The following is a 22,478-nucleotide window of genomic DNA, read 5'->3' as shown; positions in this document are numbered from 1 at the left end:
AGCGGACCGAATGCTTGCAGTCTTGTACTCAACCGATTTCGATCGCGGTCATCCGATCACTAAAGAGCTAGAAGGATTGCCCAGCCATCCTGGAATCTATGCGATCAAGCATAGATCTGGAGAAATTCTATATGTTGGAAAAGGAAAAGGATTGAGAGAACGTCTGAAGAATGGGCATAAGGCGTTTTTCTGGGCTTGGGTTGAAGGCATTCAAACAGAGGAGGTGTCGATCGCTTTTGTTTCCCTTCCGTTCGAGGATTGGTTACAATCGTTGGAAATAGAGGTGTTGATCCTCCAAAAGCTCAGACCACGGTATAACTCTCAAATTAGGCAGGAAGAGTAAAATGCTTCAGCAGCTTAAGACAGAAGAACATCTTTCACCGGAAGTTGCCCAAGCCTTTTTGGAAGGGCTGCCGATGCACGTTCGAGAAGCATTAGAAGCGAATGCACGAGACATCAATTACCCGGTGTGGGCTGTGGTCGAGATGGCAATCTCCGGGTACTTGAACGAAGATGCGCTCAGCTTCAGAGACTTGAATCCCGCTGAGAGGAAGAAGGCGAGCCAATTGATCGAGGAGAGCTGTTAAGCAATCGTCCCCACTGAGAAATTGAGCTTTCGATGTGATAAATGTTGGAATCATATCGAAAATTGATTGGGTTGCGCCTCTGAGTTGAGTGAGAAAGCTCCTCCAATTGAAAGCTCTCCCAGTTTCAAAGTCCCGCAGATGGGGGATTTAGCGATTATCTTGAATGTCAAGCCACTGGTGCAGTTTTTTGGGCGCTTGTGCCTACCTGCTGGGGATTCTAAGCCCTGCCCACTTTCAGCATCGCATTCAGAATTATCAACAATTTTCGCATACAAACCACCAACACCACTTTCTTGGCTTTGCCGCGTGCCAACACAGTTTGCCATGACGCGCCCGACTCCGGGAACGCTCAACAGCAGTTTCTGGTGCTGCCGCCACTTGTGCGATTGCTGCACTTGCTGTTCAATCTCTGCCTCTAACTCTTGCAGTTGCTCGTTGAGCCATTCAATGTGCCGCTCCACACTGGATTGTTTTTGCTCAAGGTTTGCAACGTTTGGTGGTTTAACTGCTTTTGAGGAGCTGGAGTTTGCGTCGGTTCTTGATCGCGCCACACAAACAGTGGAATACTTAATTCTCTCAGCAGAATTACTGCCGCGATCATGAGCAGACCAACGATCGATCCGGAGATAATGCCCGTGCTCAATTTTCCAGAAGACTTGGTTATATCGCCAAGCTGCAAGCGCGATCGTCACAATTCCCAAAACCACCAAGCTTAGCCCCAAATTCTGCAAATTGAATAAGGAATGCGCCTCTGCATTCTGTCAAGTCAAACTCAGGTTCAGTTGAGTCAGAAAGAGACCAAATCGAGCCAGCGCAAACCCAAAGCCGATCAGTTCGCTGTTTGCAGTCAGCGCCCGTGAAGTTCTTGCTAAAAAAATTCCTGTGGGTATCGCGTCATCTTGCTGGCATTGATCGAAATGTGAACGACCTGTCATTGATAAGAATGATTCCCATTCTTTGCATATACTGGAGATTCAATCTGTGATCTCAGTCTTAATGTCCTAGTGTATGAGCAAGTCTAACTCTCCTAAAAAGCCACGTTCTCAAAAGATTGATGCGCCAACCTGTGAAACTCATTTAGTGCATTTAGAGAATGTACGTCAGGTACAACAAGCTGTATTGTCTATTTTGCAGGCACAGCGAATGGCAGAATTCTTTACCGTGTTGGCAGACCCAAATCGCCTCCGAATTTTGTCAGCCTTGGCTTTACAGGAACTCTGTGTATGCGATTTGGCAGTGGTTGTAAAGATGGGGGAATCGGCTGTGTCGCATCAGCTTAGAGCGCTTAGAGCGACGCGGCTGGTGAATTACCGTCGGGAAGGGCGAAACATCTATTATCGTTTGGCAGATCATCATGTGGTGAATTTATACCGGGAAGTGGTAGAGCATTTAGATGAGCCAGAAGCCTAATTTTTGCAGGCAAATTCTCACGATAAAATTCAAGCATGAGTGCTAAATCTGCCCGTTCCTACATTGTGTTGTCGATCGTTGCTGCAATGCTGACGATCGCGCTAAAAGCATCAGCCTACTTCTTCACTGGTTCAGTCGGGTTGCTCTCAGATGCGCTGGAATCGTGCATTAATCTGATTGCTGCACTGGTTGGTTTCTGGGCACTCTCCTTTGCCGCGAAGCCGCCTGATGCTGAACACGCTTTTGGGCATTCCAAAGCGGAATATTTTTCAAGCGGTTTAGAAAGCGCTTTGATTATGGTGGCTGCGGTGAGTATTGCCATTGCTGCTTGGGGAAGACTATTTGATCCACAGCCGATCGAGCAAATTGGATTGGGACTTGCACTATCATTGGTAGCAACAGCGATTAATGGCGGTGTTGCTTTCATCTTACTTCGCGCTGGACGACGACTGCGATCGATTACTCTACGAGCCGATGCCCATCACTTACTTACCGATGTTTGGACTTCAGCCGGAGTCGTGATCGGCATCTTCATTGTGAAGTTAACCGGATGGTTAGTTCTCGATGCGATGATTGCGCTGATCGTTGCTGCAAACATTATCTGGGCAGGATTTCGATTGCTGCGTGAAACTGGCTCAGGATTGCTGGATCGATCGCTGCCCGCCCATGAGCAACAAATGATCATGGATCGGCTCATCCCTTATCAAGAAAACGGCATTCAGTTTCATGCACTATTAACGCGGGTTGCGGGATCGCGTCGCTTTGTGTCCTTTCATGTCTTAGTTCCTGGAAACTGGACAGTGCAGCGTGGTCATGACTTGTGTGAGGAACTTGAATTAACGATCGCACAATCACTTCCCGGAACGCACGTTATTACTCATTTAGAGCCATTAGAAGATCCCACATCTTGGGCGGATCAAACTTTAGAGCGACCCTCTAGAGATGAAATGCAAAATCCCTGAAGTCAGGCTTCAGGGATGAAAACTTGCATTGATGCTGAGAAATTTACCGAGTGCAAGTCATTCTTGCATTGCGCCACATTACATTGCGGAGATGATGGGGATTGTTCACGACAGGCGGCTTTGCAGAGGCAGCATCACCTGTACAAGAGCTTGATCGGGAGACAGGATCAGCAGGAGATTGAACGTCGATCGATTTCACTTCGCCTTTGTCAGCAGCAGCTTGAGGCTTAGGATCTTGAGCCTCTGTCACGGGTTGAGCAGTCGGTTTGGTTTGAACTGTCCGAGACTGACCGAATCTCCAGATTGCAGGTTGACCGCTGACGGTGATCGGGCTTGCAATTGCAGCACCCACTGAAACAATAGACGTTGCAACTAACATTGATGCTGCAGTGATTAACTTATTCATGCGAGTGTTCTCGTTTGTGTTTGGATGATATTTATCAGTTTGCCTTTCACAAATGAAAGAACGATGAAAAAACATGTCGCTAAGTAACTTTTTCGCCACATCTCAGAACTGGGGCAGAATCAACTTTACACATTCAAATTGGTTTAAAGTTCATCCGTAAATCACGCCAGCATTGATGCTGGTCTTCATAAACTTTACAAAACTTTGCTCTGTAGATTCTGAAATTGCAGCACATTGGCTTGATTCTTTCTAGAATTTTGGTATTGTGATGGTGAAATTTATGCGTTTGATTCATCAATTTATGCTGACCTCTGCTCTGATGGCAGGCGTGAGTATTCTCGCTCCAGTTGGTCAAGCATCTGCTCGATCGCAGAACTCCACTCCCGCTCAGAGCGTCAATCTTGTGAATCAGGGCAAGCAACGCGCTCAGCAAGGAGACCTTTCAGGCGCGATCGCACTTTACACTCAAGCCATTCAAGCGAGTCCAAAATACGGAGATGCTTATCTTCATCGGGGGTTGGCGCTGCATGATTCTGGCAATCTACAACGAGCGATCGCAGATTTTGAGCAAGCTGCAAAGCTAGAACCGAACAACCCTAAAGCGCTCTACAATCGAGGTGAATCTCGATCAGACATCGGTGATTTACAGAATGCCTATGCAGATCTAACTCAAGCCATTCGATTGCAAGCGAACTATCCAGAAGCATTTAATACTCGTGGTGTGGTTCAGGCAGGACGTGGAGATTTAAAGTCAGCGATCGCCGATCTCACTCAAGCAATCAAGTTACGTCCAAACTATGCGGATGCGTTTTACAACCGAGGGAAAGCTCGAACTGAGAGCAAAGATGTTAACGGCGCGATCGCAGACTTCACTGCTGCGATTCGACTTGATTCGGACTTAGCAGAAGCTTATGGGAATCGTGGTCTGCTGTATGCTCAAACCGGGAACAAGAAATCGGCACTACAAGATTTGCAAACGGCTGCAAAGCTATTTCAACAACAAGGAAATCGAGAAGGCTACCAAGAAACGCTGTCATACATTCAACAACTTCAACGGTAGAACGAATCTATCTCAGACGCAATTAAGTTTGATTGGCAGAGAACGACTAGATTTAAGCGGTAGGCGGACAGTAAATGTAGTGCCGCTACCAATTTGACTTTGAACCTGAATACTTCCGTCATGAGCCTCTACGATTGCTTTGGCGATCGCGAGTCCTAAGCCTGTTCCGCCACTGTTGCGCGATCGATCTGAATCGACTCGATAGAAGCGATCGAATAAGTGGGATAGATCTTCCGCAGCAATTCCAACCCCAGTATCTTGAACTTGAATCACTGCCAGATCACGCTCTTGATACAGCTTCAGCGTAACTTTTCCCGCAGGAGTGTACCGAATCGCATTAATAACCAAATTCGATAATAAGCGGTAGATTTGATCCTCATCTGCAACAATCTCTAACGGTTTATGGGTTTGAATTTGCTCAACCAATGATAAATTCGATGCCTCTGCCAGGGCTGCAAACTCATCAATTAAGTCGAATATCAAATCGTTCAGACATAGCGTCTGCGGTTGAAAAGTTAATGTGTGTTGTTCTAAACGAGATAGCAGCAGCAAATCTTTGACCATTCCCAAAAATCGACTGACCTGACGCTCTAGTGTTGTAAAGGCTTCTCGCGATTCAGATTCGCTAATTTTCGGCATTCGCAGGACTGAATCGATCGTCGCTAAAATTGCCGTGATTGGTGTCCGGAGTTCGTGAGCCGCATCCGCTGTAAATTGCTGCATTTGTTGATAAGACTGTTGCATTGGGCGCATTGCTAATCCAGACAGCCACCAGCTTGAAAGTCCCACTAGCAAGACTGAAATCGGTAAACCAATCAACAGCATATTTTGAAGGGCAGCGAGACGACGATCGACTTCTCGCAGCGATCGTCCCACCTGCAAATACCCCCAGACTTTCCGATCAATCGTATGTAGTGGCAGCGACATTTGATGAAACCGCTCGCCTTCTTGATTTTGCAGCGTCTGCCATTCAATCCTTCCAGAAGTCTCTGGCAATCCTTCTGAGCGCAGTCCACTTGTTGCGACTAGCTGATCTGAACGACTGACAAACCGCAAATAATAGTTACTCTGATAAACTGAAGCGATTCTACGATCAAGGGCATTCTCTGAGCTATCTGCGCCAACATTCAATTGAGGACACGGACGATTTGCAAGACACAAATCAGGGAACATTCCTTCTAGCCTTTGCGGAATCTTTTCAGGTTCAGTTAAAGACTGTTCCAGATTCTTATGAAATGCTTTTGCAATACCTTGTAACTCTTGATCTACTGAATAGAGATAAGCCCGTACCAAAACTTGATAGCTGACTAATCCAGACAATCCCAACAGTAACGCCATGACTGCTGAGTAACAGGCTGCAAGCTGTAAGCGAGTGCGATCGAGTATTTTATTCCGCATAGCGAGGATTCAGCCGATAACTTCCACCCGGAATCGTCTCGATCAAATCGCCACAATCGATTTCTGCTAAACGCCGACGCAATAAACGAACTTGCGCTGCAACTACATTGCTAATCCGTTCTGCGTCGAGTTCATAGAGGTAGTTCAAGATTTGATTGCGGCTCATCGCTTGCCTCGGATGCTTCATGAAATACTCTAGAAGCTGAAATTCTTTTTTAGAAAGTCGAGTGCTACGGGTTGGTGTGTCTGGGAATTGACAGCTTAAAGTACGATCGCCATATTCGAGAGTGAGATAGCCGACTTGAAGCTGCTGAGATTGGAACTGAGGCGCTCGACGCTGCAAAGCTCGCAATCTTGCTAATAGTTCTTCCATCCGAAACGGTTTGATCAGATAATCATCGGCTCCAGCATCGAGTCCATGCACTTTATCTTCCCAGCGATCGCGAGCCGTCAGCATCAAAATTGGCATAGCGTTCTGTTGCGATCGTAGCCGTTTGCACAATTCTAATCCAGTCAATCCGGGTAGCATCCAGTCGAGAATTGCCATTGTGTATTGAGCTTGCTTGAGGCAATACCACGCTTCGTCACCATTCTGCACCCAATCCACAATAAACTGTTCCTGCTTCAGGGTGCGCTGGATCGCCGAGCCGACATCGAATTCATCCTCAACCAGCAAGATTTTCATACCTGCAAATTCTGACTCAACGCTTTGAGACTGTACCAGTGGATTATTATAGGCGGTGATCATACTAAAGTCCGCGATCGCTACATAATTCTCAGTTTGACAAGCCACGATGAAAATCGAGTGAAGTCTAGTCAAATCTACTGATTACTCGTTCATCCGGTGATAAGTTGCCACAGCAGATGGAGAATTTCGATTTAGATAGCGAAAAATCCAATACTTTCCAATCGCATCTAATATCACTGGAAATGTTGCAATAAACAGTCCAGTAAAGGCTCGATTCTCAGCGAGTCCATAGTGATCAAAAACGGTTTTCAACAAGATTTCCCAGCCATAAGAGGAATGAAACCCGACAAAAACATCAGTCACAAGAATAATCAGAAATGCTTTTGCAGAATCGCTTAAACCATCTGCTAAATCGCTGAGAAACTGTTTCAGCAGCTTGAATTGAGGCTGAGTTTTCAACACAAAGACAATAAACACGATCGCAGATAGCAAGTCTGCCACAATATTTGACAGAACTTGGACGTTCTCCTGTCGAACACTTGCGGCGAATTCCAGTAGCTTTTCACTCCGCCGTTCTTTGATCGTCGGTAAAGCATCTTCTGAACCTCGAAGCAAAGCCTCAAACCGCAAACGACTTTCAAACGTCCGAAATTCCTTTAGGATGCGTTCTTCCTGAAAGGGACTGAGAACAATCTCCGAGGAATTGAACACAGTGTGTTGAACAACAGGACGCATTAGTACAACTTCAGCCATTTGATTGACCAGAAGTGGAATGACGAGCAACAGTAGAAAATAGCGTAGAGCCGCAACTGTTCGTTGACGAGATGCTTGAAACTCTGCGATCGCTTTTGATTCTGGGTTGGAATCAACAACTTGTTGAACTCGCACTAAAATTGCTCGCCATCCTTTGCCCACTACATTCTACCTTTAGCTCTGCGGTCTAGTGGGAGTTTGAGCCACTTGCATCGTTTTGACTAATTGTGCCATCGCGATTTCTAGTTGAACTCCTGGATCAAGGTTTTGCCAACCTGTTGCAGTCATTTGCGGTCTAGCGGGAGTTTGAGCTGTTTGCGGTCTAGTAGGAGTTTGAGCCGTTTGTAGCGTTTTGGCTAACTGTGCCATCGCGATTTCTAGTTGAACTCCTGGATCAACATTTTCCCATCCTGCTGTGGTCATTTGCCGCATTTCAAAGTGCAAATTGGGTCCGGTTGCAGTTCCAGTCTGTCCGACTCGACCGATGACTTCTCCCTGCTTCACCATCTGTCCTGGTTTCACCAGAACCTCAGACAAGTGAGCGTAGAAAGTTTCTTGAGTTGCATTTTGATGCTGTAGTGCTACTGAGAAACCGTATCCACTGACAAAGTTAGCGATCGTCACTTGTCCGGTCATTGCTGCTACTACAGGGGTTCCCATTTCTGCACCAATATCCGTCCCAGAGTGAAAGCGGAGTGTGTTCATAATCGGGTGCATCCGCCAACCAAACAAAGACGTAATCGGGGCTGGAATTGAAAGTGGGAAGAGCAAAGCCGAAGTCAGATTACTCGATTGAAGTTTAGGCAGAATGACCTGATTGTAGTGATTGAGTGCAAGCTGGTTTTGATTGTTCGGCTGAGCAGTTGCCAACGGTTGCTCCGGCGCAGAATTAGAGTGATTGGCAGCGGAACTTGAAGGTTCTTCCAGCATTGGAGCGCGGTTAGTTGAACTTGCTGGATTTTCAACGGGAGAACGACGGGCAACTGTTGGCACTGGAGCAGCAGGAGCGACTTCACGCTGAGTTGCCCCTAAACTGTAATCGGTACGATCAAGATATGATTCAGAAGAAGTTAAGGATTCGACTGAACTGGGTGATGGTTGCGGGACGGAATCCACGATCGCGGGTTTCGGGGTAGTTTCTCCAAGAGAATCGATTGCTGACTGTGCAATCGCTCGATCTGGGTTGAGCAGTAAGACACTACTGAGGAGCAGGACTCCACATCCTAAAGCGGCGGAATAGTTCGATCGAACACTCAGCCAAAGTAATGTAACTTGATTCATTCAAATGATCCAATTCGGGACAGTAGGTTAGGAAAAGTAGTACGTTGTAGCGTTATGAAGACTATATCTGTGAAAGCACAGAAATGGTTACGATTTCGCTACTGATACTCAATGTATAGAAGCAGAATGAAATCAGCGTGAAATCTTTGACTGAATTGTTGCTTGCCATCGCAAAAGCAGAGCGCCAAACGACTGCAAAATTACAAATCATTCAGCGACCTGCTTTACTGTGAATTCACGAGGCTCGAACTATTGCTTAAAGCTAAATCGTCCGTTCATTTTCTTGCCCGCGACATCTGCCAAAATTGCAACTTGATACTCTCCTGCTGCTGTACCCGGAAGCACTGCCTTGTACGCCTTCTCTGCCGCATCATATTTCATCTCCAGCGGCTTCTGAGTCCCATCAGGCATTTGTACTTGAGCCGTCACTTTTGCATCCGTCACAGGCTGATGCGCCTCTCCTTTCTGAAGCAGTAGATCAAGACTGGTTCCATTCTCCGCTTTGTGTGTAGCAAACTCTAGGTGATACTCACCCATTTCAACGACTTGACCGCCTTTGCCGTCTGCGCCTTTGTGATCATGCCCATCTCCTTCTTTGTGTGCTTCTTTAGTCGTCGATTCAGCTTGAGTTGTAGAAGCGGCTTCAGTTGGCTGCGCTGCACTTTCGGTCTTTGCGGCTTGATTGCCACCACTACAAGCACCAAGAACTAACAAACTTGCAGTGCCAATTAGAATTAACAGAGTTTTCATCGATTTCACTCCTTGATAGAACAAACAGAAACAATTTGGGTTAGCTATTGGGCACACCTGGATTAGCATAACTGCTGTCCGGTGGATGATCTTGAATCAAATGAGTCGGTGTCTTCGGAACTATCCATCGATTAAACAAGGAATAGAGTGCAGGCAACACGAGCAATGTTAATGCAGTTGAGGTAAACAAACCACCTAAAACGACGATCGCGAGTGGCTGCAAAATTTCCTTACCAGCACCGCTACCAAGGGTTAACGGAACCATGCCTAATGCAGACGAAAAGGCAGTCATCAGAATCGCAACTAACCGTTCGAGCGATCCTTCAACCAAGACTTCCTTTAACGGTTGTCCTTGCGCCAATCGCTGATTATAATTCTCAACTAACAACAATCCATTTCGAGCCGCTACTCCAAAGAGTGTGATAAATCCGACCATTGATGCAACGGAAAGGATGCCTCCAGTCAGCGCGATCGACAACACTCCACCAACTAATGCTAATGGTAAATTCGCCAAAATCATCATCGTGGCAGGAATAGATTTTACCGCAAAGTACAACAAAACTGCGATTGCCACAAGTGCCACTGCGCCCGTTAACAATAGCGTTTTTGTTGCACCTTCCTGTGCCTCAAACTGTCCGCCATATTCAACATAGTATCCCGCAGGCAGTTGAACGTTTTGTTTAACCTTAGTGCGGATCTCTTGAATCGCTGAACCTAAATCTCGTCCTGCTACATTGCTCGAAATCACAATATAGCGAGAGACGTTTTCACGATTGATGGTGTTCGGACCTTTGCCGTTATCGACTTTGGCAACTTGAGCTAGCGGAACTTTCTGTCCATTCGGAGTATCGACTAATAGATTCCGAATGACATCGATGCTATTGCGATAAGGTTCTTGAAACCATACAACAAGATCAAAGGTTTGCTGATTTTCTAGGACTTGAGAAACAACCTTGCCGTTCAGTCCAGTTTCTACCAGATCAGACAATTCCCCAATCGTAATGCCGTATCGTGCAGCCGCATCGCGATCAAACTCAATCTGAAGCTGTTTCACAGGGACTTGGGGTTCAAGCTGTAAATCTGTTAATCCTTTCACTTCGCCCATTGCGCTCTGAACTTGCTGTCCAAGTGTACGAAGCTGATCGAGATCAGGACCGAAAATTTTCACTGCGATCGCGCTTCTTACTCCGGATAGTACTTCGTCCATCCGGTGAGAAATGAATCCACCAATGTTAGAAGCGACACCCGGAATTCTCTTGAACTCTTCGCGAATCTGCTCGATGCTTTTCTCGCGGTCTTTTGCGCCTTCTTCACTCAGTTGAACATCTAATTCACCAGAATTTGTGCCTGCAACCTCGACATCGCCTTGAGCGCGTCCAGAGCGAAACTGCACTGTTTCAAAGTTGGGGTTTCCAGCTAAAGCTTGTTCTAGTACTAATCCGGTTTGGTTGGTTTCTTCGAGTGATGAGCCAGGATACAGCGTTGCTGCAATCACAAGGGCACGATCGTTAAATTCGGGTAAAAAGACCTGACCTACACCCGTCAGAATCACAAGCGATGCAGCAAAAGCTGCTAGTGAACCAACAATAATTGTCTTGGGATGTCGGATTGAGAATCGGAGTGCAGGACGGTAGAGTTGTTGGGCTTTATGTTCTAACCAAGTTTCGGTACTGGGAAGCCTGCGATTTACGAGCAACAAGGCGCACATTGCAGGAGTCAACGTCAATGCAACCAGCGTCGAAGCAAAGATACACAAAAGATAGGCAACACCCATCGGCGTAAAAATTCGCCCCTCAACTCCAGACAAGGCAAAGATCGGCGCAAAAACGACTGCAATGATCACCGTTGCAAATAGAACGCTGACCCGAACCTCAACCGAGCCATCAAACACCACTTGAAAGGGATTGCGCGGATTGTCGGATAGCTGATTTTCGCGTAAGCGACGGTAGACATTTTCCATATCGACGATCGCATCATCGACAACTGATCCGATCGCGACTACTAATCCACCGAGCGTCATCGTATTGATGCCTTGTCCCGTCCAATTGAGAATCAACATTCCCAGCAGCAAGGACACCGGAAGCGCACTCAGACTAATCACAACAGTACGCCAGTTCATTAGAAACAGAATCAGCACAACAGAGACAATAATCGTTCCGTCTCGCAGTGCTTCTTCAACGTTTTTTAGCGACGCTTCAATAAAGTCTTCCTGTCGGAATGTAGTTGCGATTTTGACATCTTTTGGTAAGCTTTCCTTCAATTCTTCGAGCGCCGCTTCTACTGCTTTTGTGACTGCTGGAGTGTCCGCAGTCGGCTGTTTATTGACAGTCAAAACGACGGCTTTCTTGCCTGCAAAACTTCCATCTCCGCGCTTCAGTGCAGAACCGATTTGAACATCAGCAACTTGCTCTAGCAGGATAGGCTTACCGTCTTTGGCTTTGATCACCGATCGCTTCAGTTGCTCGACCGATTCTACTCGTCCAACACCGCGCACCACAGTTTCTTCGTCGCGTGTAATTAAGAATCCTCCGGGTGCGTTACTGTTTGCGGCGGAAGTTGCTTTGACGACATCATCAAGCGTCACATTGAAGGCTTTGAGTTTGTCAGGATTGATCAGCACTTGGTATTGCCGCTCATCGCCGCCAAAAATCACTACATTACTCACACCCGGAACTGCTAGTAACCGATTTTTCACCTGCCAATTTACGATCCGCCAAACCTCCATCAGCGGAGTTGCTTCAGAGGTAAACGCATATTTGACTGTCCATGCCAGTGGAGAACTGATGGGTAGAATCTCAGGATCGTTTACGCCTTGAGGTAATTGTCCGCGTACTTGCTGCAAACGTTCCGCTACAAGCTGACGTGCCCGGTAAATTTCAGTGTCCCACTTGAATGTTGCTCGAACCGCAGACAGTCCAACGGCTGAGGACGATCGTAGGCTATCCAGTCCGGGTGTTCCATTGATTGCACTTTCGATCGGGCGTGTTACTAGAGCTTCTACCTCTTCCGGGGCGAGTCCGGGCGCTTCCGCTTGAATTTCAACCTGAGGAGGCGCAAAGCTTGGAAATACATCTAGCGGCATCTGGGATAAGTTGAGAAATCCCCACACGCTGACTAGAATAGATGCCAGCACTACCAACCAGCGTTGTGCGATCGACCATTTAACGATTGAGTTAAGCATTACTGTTTATCTCTTTCAACATGCCAGGAGTATCAGCCTGATCAATAGAGGCGGATGACTTTGGGAACAATACTTTACCAAACTTGGCGTACAAAGCAGGCAGCATTAGTAACGTGAGTGCTGTTGAAGTAAACAACCCACCGAGAACGACGATCGATAAAGGCTGCAAAATTTCTTTTCCAGGTCCGCCCTCAGCAATGAGTGGGAACAGTCCCAATGCTGAGGTAAACGCTGTCATCAGAATTGCATTCAGTCGCTCTTGAGAACCTTTGATGATCACCTCTTTTAGCGGCATTCCTTCTGCAAATTTAGCATTGTAATTATCGACCAGCAGCAATCCATTGCGGGTTGCAACTCCAAACAACGTCACGAATCCGACAAGCGAAGCGATCGACAAAATTCCTCCAGACAACGCAACTGCAATCACACCCCCAACTAAACCAATGGGCAAATTCACCATGATCATCAATGTGGAAGGAATTGATTTCACTGAAAAGTACATCAGCACCGTAATCACTACAAATGCAATGGCGCTAAAGAGCAGAATGTTTTGGCTTGCACGTTCTTCCGCTTCAAACTGTCCGCCGTACTGCACGAAGTATCCCGCAGGCAATTGGACATTCTGTTGCACTTTTGCTTGAATGTCGTTGACAACCGATCTTAAATCTCGCCCTTTGACATTGGCAGAGACCACAATCAGACGAGAAACATTCTCGCGGTTGATTGTATTCGGTCCTGTTCCCTTCACAACACGGGCAACTTGCGCGAGTGGAATCTTCTGACCATTTGCCGTATCTACCAACAAATTCTCGATCGTTTCTAAACTATTCCGTGCTTCTGGTTTCAACCAAACGACTAAATCAAAGGTCTGCTGATTCTCCAAAACCTGAGAGACAACGCGCCCATTTAGAGCCGTCTCGATCGTTTCAGACAATGCCCCAACCGATAAACCATATCGACTAGCAGCCGCTCGGTCAAACTTGATTTGAACTTGTGGAATGGGGACTTGAGGTTCAAGCTGCAAATCGAGAATGCCATCAATTGACTTCATTTGAGCTTCGATCTGTTGTCCGATCGTGCGAAGCTGATCGAGATCTGCGCCAAAGATTTTAACTGCGATCGCGCTTCGTACCCCAGACAGTACCTCATCCATTCGGTGTGAAATGAAGCCGCCAATGTTCGGAGCCGCGCCAGGAATTTTGCTAAACTCTTCGCGCATTTTCTCCATACTGGCAGCACGATTTTTCATCCCTTCTTCGCTCAAGCCGATATCTAAGTGAGCTAAATTCACACCCGCTGCATCTCCATCCCCCAATGCTCGACCAGAACGCAATTGCACATAGCTATAGCGCGGATCATCTTTCAGCGATTCTTCAACGACAAAACCAGCTTTATTCGTTGCATCAAGCGAAGAACCTGGATAAAGCATTAGTGTATTGACGAGCGTTTGCTCTTGGAATTCAGGTAAGAAAATTCGCCCCAATCCAGGAATGATTGCGAATGAAGCTACTGTTACCCCTAATGCAGTGGCAATGATCAAAGTCGATTTCCGCATTGAGAAAATTAACAGCGGCTCATACAAGCGTTTGAAAAATCGGGCTGTCCAAGTCTCGTTATCCGGTAAACGCCCACTAGGTAATAACAATGCACATAGTGCAGGCGTGATCGTTACCGCAGTCAAACTTGAAGCAAGAACGGTGACTAGATAACCGATTCCCATCGGTGAGAAGATGCTGCCTTCAACACCTGTCAGTGCAAAAATCGGAGCAAAGACAACGACTGTAATTAACGTCGCTCCAAAGACAGAATCGGTTAAATCTGCACAACCCTGATAGACCACTTCCAAAGCAGAGCGAGGATTTGGAGATTGACGATTTTCGCGCAGGCAACGAAACGCATTTTCGGCGTAGACGATCGCATCATCAACCGCAGATCCGATCGCGACTGCCAATCCCCCTAATGTCATTGTATTCAAACTTTGACCGAGTAGACTCAGTGCTAACAATCCCAGCAACAACGATAAAGTTAGGGCAGAAATACAGACAGCGAGAATGCGCCAATTCATCAAGAAGGGAATCAAAATAATCGCTACAATGATGCCGCCTTCGACTAATGCCGATCGCACATTATCCACAGAAGTTTGAATGTATTCTTCCTGCCGAAACGTGCGTGTCACTTTCGTTCCTTTAGGCAATCCAGGCTCTAAATCTTTGATTGCCGCTTCAACTCCACGAGCAACACTTGGCGTATCTGCCATTGGCTGCTTGTTCACCATCAAAATGATGGCAGGCTGACCGTTGAGACTACCATCACCGCGCTTAATCCCCGATCCAATCTGAACTTCCGCCACATCCATCAATCGAACCGGAGTGCCTTGACGAGAGGTAATCACAGATTGCTTTAAATCGTCTAAATTCTCAACCCGTCCAATGCCTCGCACTAAAGTTTCTTGATCGGATGTAATTAAGTAGCCACCGGAAGCATTACTATTTGAGCTTCTAACTGCCTCAGAAATTTGGTTCAGCGATACATTAAATGCTTTAAGCTTCTGAGGATCAACTAACACTTGAAACTGTCGCTCATCCCCACCAAATGCAAGCACCTGACTTACACCTGGAACTGACATTAATCGATTTGTGACTTGCCAATCGATCGCCCGTCGTAGCTCCATCATTGAGGTCTGCCCGTCAGTCGTGAAAGCATATTTCACCACGGTTCCGATCGGCGAAGTCGGCGGCGATATTTGCGGGGCTGCGGCTCCTTCCGGTAGCTTACTTTGAGCAAGCTGCAATCGTTCTGTCACTAACTGCCGCGCTTTGTAGATGTCAGTGCCCCAACTAAAGACCACTCTAACTACGGAAATTCCAGCCGCAGACGACGATCTTACAGTTGTGACTCCAGGCGTTCCATTGATCGAGCTTTCGAGCGGCAAACTAATCAGCGATTCGACTTCTTCGGGAGCGAGTCCTGGTGCTTCAGTTTGAATTTCGATTTGCGGCGGAGCGAATGACGGCAGCACATCAAGCGGCATCTGAGTCACAGTGCGCCCAATCCAGAACACAACGACGATCGCGCCAATCACAACGAGCCAGCGCTGTGCGATCGCCCATTTGACAATGGCATTTAACATATCAGGACTATCTTTGAAGGGTTAGGGATGAAGGATTAAGCTTCTTCTCGCTGATTCTTGTCGTCGGAATCGTGAACAATTTTTCTGAATGGAATCACAGGATGTCCACCTTCTCCATCGATAATTTGTGGATGCTCCCAGCCGTGAGTATTGGCAAGTTGCGTTTGAGCGATCATAGACTGCATTCGTCGTCTTGCAACATACATTCCACCCAAAAAGGTTCCAAGCATAATGGCTCCGCCGCCTGCTGCCATTGCCCAACCTGGAATCGGCAGTGCAGAATTGGTTGTTTCAGGAGCTTTCTCGTCGCTATGTCCGCCTTCTGCTTCGCCGCCACCCCGAAGCGATTGAGCTTGAAGCTGATTCGCTCGTTGGGTCACAACCATATCACCGTCAAACAATCCTTTAGTAATTTCGACCCAATCGCCGGAGGTTCGTCCTAGCTCAACATCAACGGCTTTGAAGTCATTGCCGTTTTGAACATAAACCATGTTTTTCTTGTTGACTTCGACGATCGCAGAACGGGGAACCGCTAACACTGCAACTGGAGTTTTGTCGGTTAATACTTCGATCTGAGCAAACATTCCAGGCTTGAGCATTCCACTGGAGTTATCGAGTTCTGCTCGAACTGGGACGACACGAGTTTCACCCTCAACCGTTGAGCCGATGGTTTTGATCCGTCCGGTAAATGATTTGTTCGGCAAACTTGCTACTGTGACCCGCACCTGCTGACCTTCGGAGATTTTCTCTAAGTCCTTCTCGTAGACATTGGCACTCGCCATCACTGCTTGACTATCCACGATCGTCATCAAGACTTTCCCCGCGTCTTGAGCGGATTCTCCAGGTGTCGTTTCGCGACTGGCAACTGTTCCTGAAATTGGAGCCGTAACCGTAATCGTGCCGTCAGGATTCGCATTTGCACCAAGTTGACGTAAGCGAGTCTCGTAGGTTTGACCACTCAGTTCAACTTGCGATCGTGCTGTTTCCAATGCTGCTTGAGCGCGTTCTAACTGTGCTTGTGCTTCTGAAACCTCTAATCGACTTTCGGCTCTCGAATATTCTGCCTGTGCTTGCGTCAATTTCGTTTGAGATTCGCGCGCGTTTCGTTGCGGCAATGCACCTTGTTTCGCGAGTTCTTGGTCTTTGGTGTAACTTTCTCGCGCAAAGTCTAGCGAAGATCTGGCTTGTTGAATTTCTTTTTCTGCGATCGCTCTTTGTCGATCGAGATTCTTTTGCGCCAGTCTCAGATCAGCCTCTGCTTGCTGCACACTCCCAACGGCTGAAGTTCTGCGGTCCTGAGCTTCGGTTCGCAACGTTGCTAAATCAGGACTCGAAATGAGTGCGATCGCTTGTCCCGCTTGTACCTTGTCTCCAGGCTGAGCGAACATCCGAATCACGGTTCCCCCGGTCGGATTTGTCACCTGAACCCGCTTGTTCGGCAATGTCTCGATTTGTCCAGTCGTTTGCACGCCAAACGGTAATCGCTGACGAGTGACTGGCTCTACTTTTAATCCCATTCGCTTCGCCGTTTCGCCATCCACCTTCACGGCTCCGCCCGTCTGAGTTGCGTCTTCTTTGAAGCTACCAGCGCCGTGATCATGTCCTGGACCTGCTAGAACCATTGTGGGTGTCGTTGCCAGGAGCAAGCTGAAAATTACGCTCGACAATACGGATTTAGAACGGCGAATCGATTTCATGGAGAGTCCTCGCTCAGATAAGGTCAAAGGAAAAGCAGCCTCACTTAACTAATTTTTCACAGTGCGATGAAAGTAGGATGAAAAAACTTGAAGTTTGATGTCGTTATATAAGGAATTCGTTCCAATCCTCTGAAAGAAGTGCTGCAAAAATACGCTTGACATTCAAGACATGAGGTAAAGCTGTAAGTGCCCTCTCTGACGCAAATCTCCAAGCGCTTGCCGCTCCAATTGTCGAACTCGCTCTTTGCTGAGATGTAGCTGAATGCCGATTTGAGAAAGAGATAAAGCCTTTCCATCGACCAGCCCAAATCGCAGGGTGAGAATTTTTCGCTCTCTTTCAGATAGACGATCGAGCGCAGATTGAATATCCTGTTGCAGCATTGATCGGGTTAAATCCTCCTCTGGTGAAGCGTATTCAGATTCGAGCAAATCTTGTAAGACTGCTTCCTGAGCCTTAGAAATCGGCTGATCAAGCGAACGAGGATACTTTGCAACAATGAAGTATTCTCGAATCTGTTCCGGTGATAAGTTGGTTTCCTGGGCAATTTCTGAAGCTGTAGCAGTCCGTCTAAGTTGCTGTGATAAAGTTCGTTGAGCCTTTTTGACTTTGTTCAGCTTTTCGGTCACATGAGTGGGAAGCCGCAGAGTGCGCGAGTGAAGAGCCAAATAGCGAGTAATTGACTGTCGAATCCACCAGTACGAATAGGTTGAAAATCGATATTGCTTCGCTGGGTCAAACTTCTCGATCGCCCGTTCTAGCCCAAGTGAGCCTTCTTGAATCAGATCGAGTAAGTCAACGTTTCGCTTTTGGTAGCGCTTCGCGATCGACACCACAAATCGCAAGTTTGACTCAAGTAGTTTCCGTTTTGCTTGATTTCCAACCGTGATCGCTTCAGTGAGGTCGGTTTCAGTTCGCTTTGCTGCGGTTGCCCATTCTGCGATCGACGGCTCTCGTTGTAACTGATCCGCGATCGTGGCTTTCAACTGCTGAAGTTGCATGAAAGTTTGAACTTGCTGACCGTATTGCAATTCTTCAGCCGCGCTGAGCAGGGGAAATCGACCAATATCGCGCAAGTAAAGCTGCATTGAATCAGAAATCGTGTGGTCTGTCTCCATAAAATGCCTCAAAGCAGCAACCTGACAAAAAACATTCAAAAAATCTGAAGCCTCCAAGCTGGAAACTTCAGATAAAAATTGGTGTGAGACCTAAGCCTCGATTCGTTCAAGTCTCAGTCTCAAGGAATCATTATGATCGATCACGATGAAAACACTGTGAAATTTACGATCGTTTTAGATGCGACCATAGCGCGTTGTGACTTGGGTGGTTCCTAAAGCGATTTCAGAACCGAGTCCAACCACCTGACTACTGACTGAAAAGAAAGCCGTCGGCAGTGCATTGGGGTTTTGAACATTTCGCAATTCAACTCTGAGACTCGTATCGGGTTTAACGGGTTGAGCAAATGTGATCGTTGCCATTTGTCCATTCATAGAAACAGTTGCAGCGATGGGCTTGTTGAATTGGTCAAAGACTTGAATGTTTTTGCTGAGTCGAACAGAGTCTTGTGCTTCAACCATCAAAGCTGAAACTTCTTGTCCCATCACATGAACTTTCAGCGAGTAGTTTCCAGGTTGAAACTTAGCATTGTTGAGATCAGAAGAGCTGCCCGCAAGATGAGGAACTTTCGCATTGCTAGAAGCTTGAGCGGCAGTACCAAAAGCAAGCAGGACGATCGTGGCGGTTGCAACTGAAAGAAACCGTTTCATGAACATTCTCCTAAGTTGTAAAAGAGTTTAAGGGTGAGCGTTTGAGAGAATCTGTCTACTGATTCGGACAAGCCTGCACAGCGGCTAATGCCTCTTTTGCTTGTCCTCCTGCGGTTACAGGTCGCAGTGTGCAAGAACCTCTACGGCTGGCTTTAGCGAACTGTTGAGTTGAAACAGCAGAAACAGATGAGGGTTGATCTGGATTAGCGTTGCTTTGTGGGTTGACTTGTTGACTAGATTGGTCACGCTGCTTAGTCTCGAAGGATCGCATTACTGACTGTCCGGTAGTTCCAGCCGAAACACCGCGCGGATTCGCAGATGCAACTGCACCGAAGGATACGATGCCGATCGCTAGAGCAGCACCAAAAACAAATCTCTTCATCATAAAGCTCCTAGTGTCCTGACTAAATCACCAAAGAATAAGCGGGGGAATCACTTGTTTGATTCACAGCGCAAATAAAATAGAACAGGTGTTAATGTCATGTTCTATATCTTCAATAATGACGGTTGGGAATGAAATAATAATGAAAAAATGAAGCAAATTCAGGTTAACTGTGAACTAATGAGGTGAAACGACTGAGCGGTAAGAGTGTTTAGTTGAGTGCGATGATGCGATCTCCATTCCAATTTTGACTAAACTACATTCTCTGGCGCGAGCGCACAGGGCTGTCCTGAATCTCCCAACTCAATTTGAATCGTTGCGTGTTCGATGCTGAAATTTTCATGCAGGTCATGATAAATTTCAGCTAAGAAGGCATCGCCTGGATGACCATTTGGTATGACTAAATGAGCCATCAATGCTGTTTCTGTCGTACTCATTGCCCAGATGTGCAGATCGTGTACTCCGGTAACGCCCGGACGCTCTAAAAGATAGGTTCGCACGGCTAAAGGTTCAATGCCTGCGGGAACTGCATCGGTCATCAAACTCAAGGCATCGCGAAAGAGTTGCCAAGTGCTGACGACAATGACGATCGTCACAATCAAGCTCGTGGCTGGATCAAACCGTTGCTGTCCTGTCAATACGATCGCAATTCCTGCTAGTACAACTCCCAGCGACACGCCCGCATCCGCCGCTAAATGCAAAAAAGCGCCGCGAATATTCAAATCGCGCTCTCGCCCTGACAAAAACATCAAGGCACTAATTGTATTAATCGCAATTCCGATCGCTGCTACGATAATCACTGTATCTCCCTCAACTGGAGCCGGATCACGAAATCGCTGAATTGCTTCCCACCCGACTCCACCTGACACGATAAAGAGAAAGACTGCATTCGCGAACGCTGCCAGAATTGACGATCGACGTAATCCAAACGTATATCGTGTACTCGGTTGCCGTTGAGCTAAAAGACTTGCTCCCCAAGCTAGGAGTAATCCTAAAACATCGCTGAGATTGTGCCCTGCATCTGCTAAGAGTGCTAATGAATTCGCAATAATGCCATAGACAGCTTCAATGATGACAAAGGTAGTGTTTAAGGCAACACTGATCATGAAAGCGCGATTGTAGCTCGTGACGCTGTGAGAGTGGTTGTGTGACATCGTAATTCTTTTACAAACGTAGATTAGAGCCTTGTTCAAAGCTTACTACAGGCGGGAAGATAGCAAGCACCAATGAAAATAGGATGAAATTTTCCAAGTTTTGCTAGCTTTAGTAAAAAGAAATTGCGATCGAGAAAGTACAGCAATGTTTGGGAAATCTGGATTAGTCAGTTGGTATCTATTCAGGCAGTCAAGCATCGAACCATGAAACTCAAAGTTCTCCAAAACACCTTCTTTAAGCAATCGACCGCAAATTCGGCTCAACTTCCAGCCCAATCGAAAGGTGCTGTCGCAGCCGGAACTGAGTTTGAAATTCATTCTTGGAAAGCGATCGAGAAAAATCATCTTCGGATTGCGCTTCTGGATGAATTTCTAGGAAATCCGCCTCAAAATACTTGGACAGTATACACACCGCACGTCCAGCTTATAAATTCACGCGGCACGATTGTTACACCCCAGACAGCAAACCAGCTTCCTAGAATTCCAGATTTAGGACTTGGACTACCGAAAACAAAGTTATTGAATGTGCCTTATCACACTCAGCTTAACAATGCACTCAATCCAATGGGAGCTTGTAACGTCACTTGTTATGCGATGGTGATGCGTTATTTTAAGATTCCAAAGCGTACCAATGCGGTGCAATTTGAAGATGAACTGTATCGTTACTTAGAAAGCCGTAATCTTTCACGTCATGATCCAGGAGATTTAGCGGAAATGGGGCGTGAGTATGGATTGAATGTCGATCTCACGCTGCGGGGTAGTTTGATGGACATTCGACGAGCGATCGCGCAAGGAAAGCCTTGCATCGTTCACGGCTACCTCACCAGTTTCGGTCACATTATTGTGGTGCGGGGCTATGACCAAAAAGGCTTCTTTGTGAATGACCCATTTGGGGAATGGTTTGAATCGGGCTATCGCAACGATTTATCGGGCGAAAACTTGCACTACTCGAATCAATTGATTCAATCGAAATGCTCATCGGAAGGATCGAACTACCTCTGGCTACATCGAATTTCAAAAGCGTAAATCGAGATAAAACAATGAAACTCAAAATTCTACAGAATACAATTCTTAAGCAATCCACTGCAAGTTCTAGTCAACTCCCCGACACTAAGAAAGTTTCTGTCCCCGCAGGTCAAACCTTTGAACTGCATTCTTGGAAGCCAGTCGATCCGAAACATTTAAAGATTGCGATTTTGGAACAAGCGATCGGCAACCCTGCTAGTAACGAATGGTATGTATTTGTCGAACACGCGCAACTGATTGATAATCAGGGGACGCTCATTCCGATTCAAATTGAAACGCCCAAGCCTCAGCCAGAGCGAGTAAAACTGCCGACGCGGAAAACGTTGAATGTGCTGTACAAAAGTCAGATTGACAATGAGCTAAACCCGATGGGAGCTTGCAATGTGACCTGTTATGCGATGGCAATGGTATACTGGCAGCGAAAAGGACAGAGCGACAGTTTTGTACAGCTCGAAGACGAACTGTATCAGTACATGGAAGATCACAATCTATCGCGTCATGAGCCGTTAGATTTGATCAAACTGGGTGAAGCGTATAGGCTGAAAGTTGATTATACCAGTCGCGGCAGCTTGTACGATATTCGTAAAGCGATCGCGGAAGGTAAACCTTGCATCGTTCATGGCTATTTCACGAGTTTCGGTCACATTATTGTGATTCGGGGCTATGACGAAACCGGATTTTGGGTAAATGACCCCTATGGAGAATGGACAGAATCGGGATATCGCAACGATCTCAGTGGAGAAAACTTGCACTACTCAAACGAGTTGATTCAGTCGAAATGTTCTCCAGAAGGCGAAGATTTTATCTGGTTGCATCGAATTTCAAAAGCCTGATTTCCTGTAGATAGCA

At 46.7% G+C, this 22,478-nt stretch carries 22 protein-coding genes; 7 read left to right on the top strand and 15 right to left on the bottom strand.

The window, feature by feature from the left end; genetic code table 11:
• A partial coding sequence (locus tag LEPBO_RS0135240) for a GIY-YIG nuclease family protein (RefSeq protein ID WP_026149168.1) occupies positions 1 to 343 on the top strand: 343 nt, incomplete at its 5' end.
• 1 nt (position 344) lies between these two features.
• Complete coding sequence (locus tag LEPBO_RS39580) at positions 345 to 587, top strand: hypothetical protein (protein WP_017292298.1); 243 nt, start codon at positions 345 to 347, stop codon at positions 585 to 587.
• 50 nt (positions 588 to 637) lie between these two features.
• Here the strand turns inward: LEPBO_RS39580 and LEPBO_RS45545 are convergent, their stop codons facing one another.
• The gene (locus LEPBO_RS45545) at positions 638 to 1,294 is read right to left on the bottom strand and encodes a YidH family protein (protein ID WP_026149167.1); all 657 of its coding nucleotides are present in this window, start codon (positions 1,292 to 1,294) and stop codon (positions 638 to 640) included.
• 54 nt (positions 1,295 to 1,348) lie between these two features.
• Positions 1,349 to 1,522 carry a YidH family protein gene (locus LEPBO_RS43550; RefSeq protein WP_017292297.1) on the bottom strand — a complete coding sequence of 58 codons (174 nt, stop codon included), beginning with the start codon at positions 1,520 to 1,522 and terminating at the stop codon, positions 1,349 to 1,351.
• Between the two features lie 73 nt (positions 1,523 to 1,595).
• Between LEPBO_RS43550 and LEPBO_RS0135220 the strand changes: the two genes are divergently transcribed.
• Both LEPBO_RS0135220 and LEPBO_RS0135215 read left to right on the top strand, forming a co-directional pair.
• Positions 1,596 to 1,997: an ArsR/SmtB family transcription factor gene (locus LEPBO_RS0135220; RefSeq protein ID WP_017292296.1), complete on the top strand. Its 402-nt coding sequence runs from the start codon at positions 1,596 to 1,598 to the stop codon at positions 1,995 to 1,997.
• A 35-nt stretch (positions 1,998 to 2,032) separates the two neighbouring features.
• The gene (locus tag LEPBO_RS0135215; RefSeq protein WP_017292295.1) at positions 2,033 to 2,959 is read left to right on the top strand and encodes a cation diffusion facilitator family transporter; all 927 of its coding nucleotides are present in this window, start codon (positions 2,033 to 2,035) and stop codon (positions 2,957 to 2,959) included.
• 43 nt (positions 2,960 to 3,002) lie between these two features.
• Here LEPBO_RS0135215 and LEPBO_RS0135210 read toward each other — a convergent pair whose 3' ends face one another.
• Positions 3,003 to 3,365, bottom strand: coding sequence for a hypothetical protein (locus tag LEPBO_RS0135210; protein ID WP_017292294.1), 363 nt, complete (start codon positions 3,363 to 3,365; stop codon positions 3,003 to 3,005).
• Positions 3,366 to 3,645: 280 nt separating this feature from the next.
• Between LEPBO_RS0135210 and LEPBO_RS0135205 the strand changes: the two genes are divergently transcribed.
• Entirely contained in the window at positions 3,646 to 4,425 is a 780-nt protein-coding gene (locus LEPBO_RS0135205) for a tetratricopeptide repeat protein (RefSeq protein WP_225903997.1), read from the top strand.
• Positions 4,426 to 4,437: 12 nt separating this feature from the next.
• On the opposite strand, the gene rppB is transcribed toward LEPBO_RS0135205, so the two are convergent.
• The 12 genes from rppB to LEPBO_RS0135140 all read right to left on the bottom strand — a co-directional run bounded on the left by rppB (position 4,438) and on the right by LEPBO_RS0135140 (position 20,603).
• Entirely contained in the window at positions 4,438 to 5,823 is a 1,386-nt protein-coding gene (gene rppB, locus LEPBO_RS0135200) for a two-component system sensor histidine kinase RppB (RefSeq protein ID WP_017292292.1), read from the bottom strand.
• The gene (rppA, locus tag LEPBO_RS0135195; RefSeq protein ID WP_017292291.1) at positions 5,813 to 6,616 is read right to left on the bottom strand and encodes a two-component system response regulator RppA; all 804 of its coding nucleotides are present in this window, start codon (positions 6,614 to 6,616) and stop codon (positions 5,813 to 5,815) included. Before rppA ends, rppB begins: the two co-directional genes overlap by 11 nt.
• Positions 6,617 to 6,652: 36 nt before the next feature.
• Positions 6,653 to 7,426 (bottom strand): hypothetical protein, encoded by a 774-nt coding sequence (locus LEPBO_RS39565; protein ID WP_017292290.1) that lies wholly within the window; start codon positions 7,424 to 7,426, stop codon positions 6,653 to 6,655.
• Between the two features lie 12 nt (positions 7,427 to 7,438).
• The gene (locus LEPBO_RS40685) at positions 7,439 to 8,545 is read right to left on the bottom strand and encodes a M23 family metallopeptidase (RefSeq protein ID WP_017292289.1); all 1,107 of its coding nucleotides are present in this window, start codon (positions 8,543 to 8,545) and stop codon (positions 7,439 to 7,441) included.
• Between the two features lie 249 nt (positions 8,546 to 8,794).
• On the bottom strand, positions 8,795 to 9,295 hold the full coding sequence (locus LEPBO_RS0135175) for a copper resistance CopC family protein (protein ID WP_017292287.1): 501 nt from the start codon (positions 9,293 to 9,295) through the stop codon (positions 8,795 to 8,797).
• A gap of 40 nt (positions 9,296 to 9,335) precedes the next feature.
• The gene (locus LEPBO_RS0135170; protein ID WP_017292286.1) at positions 9,336 to 12,476 is read right to left on the bottom strand and encodes a CusA/CzcA family heavy metal efflux RND transporter; all 3,141 of its coding nucleotides are present in this window, start codon (positions 12,474 to 12,476) and stop codon (positions 9,336 to 9,338) included.
• A complete protein-coding gene (locus LEPBO_RS0135165) occupies positions 12,469 to 15,606 on the bottom strand; it encodes an efflux RND transporter permease subunit (protein WP_017292285.1) in 3,138 nt (1,045 codons plus the stop codon). The genes LEPBO_RS0135170 and LEPBO_RS0135165 overlap by 8 nt, the downstream gene beginning before the upstream one ends.
• A 35-nt stretch (positions 15,607 to 15,641) precedes the next feature.
• Positions 15,642 to 17,303, bottom strand: a complete 1,662-nt coding sequence (locus tag LEPBO_RS39555) for an efflux RND transporter periplasmic adaptor subunit (RefSeq protein ID WP_144056482.1) — start codon at positions 17,301 to 17,303, stop codon at positions 15,642 to 15,644.
• Positions 17,304 to 17,465: 162 nt separating this feature from the next.
• Positions 17,466 to 18,419, bottom strand: a complete 954-nt coding sequence (locus LEPBO_RS0135155) for a sigma-70 family RNA polymerase sigma factor (RefSeq protein WP_017292283.1) — start codon at positions 18,417 to 18,419, stop codon at positions 17,466 to 17,468.
• 174 nt (positions 18,420 to 18,593) lie between these two features.
• Positions 18,594 to 19,067 (bottom strand): DUF2808 domain-containing protein, encoded by a 474-nt coding sequence (locus LEPBO_RS0135150; protein WP_026149163.1) that lies wholly within the window; start codon positions 19,065 to 19,067, stop codon positions 18,594 to 18,596.
• Positions 19,068 to 19,122: 55 nt separating this feature from the next.
• A complete protein-coding gene (locus LEPBO_RS0135145) occupies positions 19,123 to 19,452 on the bottom strand; it encodes a hypothetical protein (protein WP_144056481.1) in 330 nt (109 codons plus the stop codon).
• Positions 19,453 to 19,700: 248 nt separating this feature from the next.
• The gene (locus LEPBO_RS0135140; protein WP_026149162.1) at positions 19,701 to 20,603 is read right to left on the bottom strand and encodes a cation diffusion facilitator family transporter; all 903 of its coding nucleotides are present in this window, start codon (positions 20,601 to 20,603) and stop codon (positions 19,701 to 19,703) included.
• A 204-nt stretch (positions 20,604 to 20,807) separates the two neighbouring features.
• Between LEPBO_RS0135140 and LEPBO_RS0135135 the strand changes: the two genes are divergently transcribed.
• Positions 20,808 to 21,629, top strand: coding sequence for a C39 family peptidase (locus LEPBO_RS0135135; RefSeq protein WP_036047277.1), 822 nt, complete (start codon positions 20,808 to 20,810; stop codon positions 21,627 to 21,629).
• Between the two features lie 14 nt (positions 21,630 to 21,643).
• Entirely contained in the window at positions 21,644 to 22,462 is an 819-nt protein-coding gene (locus LEPBO_RS39550) for a C39 family peptidase (protein ID WP_017292278.1), read from the top strand.
• Positions 22,463 to 22,478 lie beyond the last annotated feature (16 nt).

This window comes from Leptolyngbya boryana PCC 6306, assembly GCF_000353285.1.
GTDB classification, from domain to species: domain Bacteria; phylum Cyanobacteriota; class Cyanobacteriia; order Leptolyngbyales; family Leptolyngbyaceae; genus Leptolyngbya; species Leptolyngbya boryana.
This window is presented reverse-complemented; position numbering and strand designations above follow the sequence as displayed.

Coding starts and splice junctions, on each gene's coding strand:
- LEPBO_RS0135170 (WP_017292286.1), bottom strand. CDS start 12,476: ATGCTTAACTCAATCGTTAAATGGTCGATCGCACAACGCTGGTTGGTA.
- LEPBO_RS0135175 (WP_017292287.1), bottom strand. CDS start 9,295: ATGAAAACTCTGTTAATTCTAATTGGCACTGCAAGTTTGTTAGTTCTT.
- rppB (WP_017292292.1), bottom strand. CDS start 5,823: ATGCGGAATAAAATACTCGATCGCACTCGCTTACAGCTTGCAGCCTGT.
- LEPBO_RS0135135 (WP_036047277.1), top strand. CDS start 20,808: ATGAAACTCAAAGTTCTCCAAAACACCTTCTTTAAGCAATCGACCGCA.
- LEPBO_RS40685 (WP_017292289.1), bottom strand. CDS start 8,545: ATGAATCAAGTTACATTACTTTGGCTGAGTGTTCGATCGAACTATTCC.
- LEPBO_RS0135150 (WP_026149163.1), bottom strand. CDS start 19,067: ATGAAACGGTTTCTTTCAGTTGCAACCGCCACGATCGTCCTGCTTGCT.
- LEPBO_RS39555 (WP_144056482.1), bottom strand. CDS start 17,303: ATGAAATCGATTCGCCGTTCTAAATCCGTATTGTCGAGCGTAATTTTC.
- LEPBO_RS39580 (WP_017292298.1), top strand. CDS start 345: ATGCTTCAGCAGCTTAAGACAGAAGAACATCTTTCACCGGAAGTTGCC.
- LEPBO_RS0135145 (WP_144056481.1), bottom strand. CDS start 19,452: ATGATGAAGAGATTTGTTTTTGGTGCTGCTCTAGCGATCGGCATCGTA.
- LEPBO_RS0135210 (WP_017292294.1), bottom strand. CDS start 3,365: ATGAATAAGTTAATCACTGCAGCATCAATGTTAGTTGCAACGTCTATT.
- LEPBO_RS0135140 (WP_026149162.1), bottom strand. CDS start 20,603: ATGTCACACAACCACTCTCACAGCGTCACGAGCTACAATCGCGCTTTC.
- LEPBO_RS0135155 (WP_017292283.1), bottom strand. CDS start 18,419: ATGGAGACAGACCACACGATTTCTGATTCAATGCAGCTTTACTTGCGC.
- LEPBO_RS0135205 (WP_225903997.1), top strand. CDS start 3,646: ATGCGTTTGATTCATCAATTTATGCTGACCTCTGCTCTGATGGCAGGC.
- LEPBO_RS0135215 (WP_017292295.1), top strand. CDS start 2,033: ATGAGTGCTAAATCTGCCCGTTCCTACATTGTGTTGTCGATCGTTGCT.
- LEPBO_RS0135220 (WP_017292296.1), top strand. CDS start 1,596: ATGAGCAAGTCTAACTCTCCTAAAAAGCCACGTTCTCAAAAGATTGAT.
- LEPBO_RS0135165 (WP_017292285.1), bottom strand. CDS start 15,606: ATGTTAAATGCCATTGTCAAATGGGCGATCGCACAGCGCTGGCTCGTT.
- LEPBO_RS43550 (WP_017292297.1), bottom strand. CDS start 1,522: ATGACAGGTCGTTCACATTTCGATCAATGCCAGCAAGATGACGCGATA.
- LEPBO_RS39550 (WP_017292278.1), top strand. CDS start 21,644: ATGAAACTCAAAATTCTACAGAATACAATTCTTAAGCAATCCACTGCA.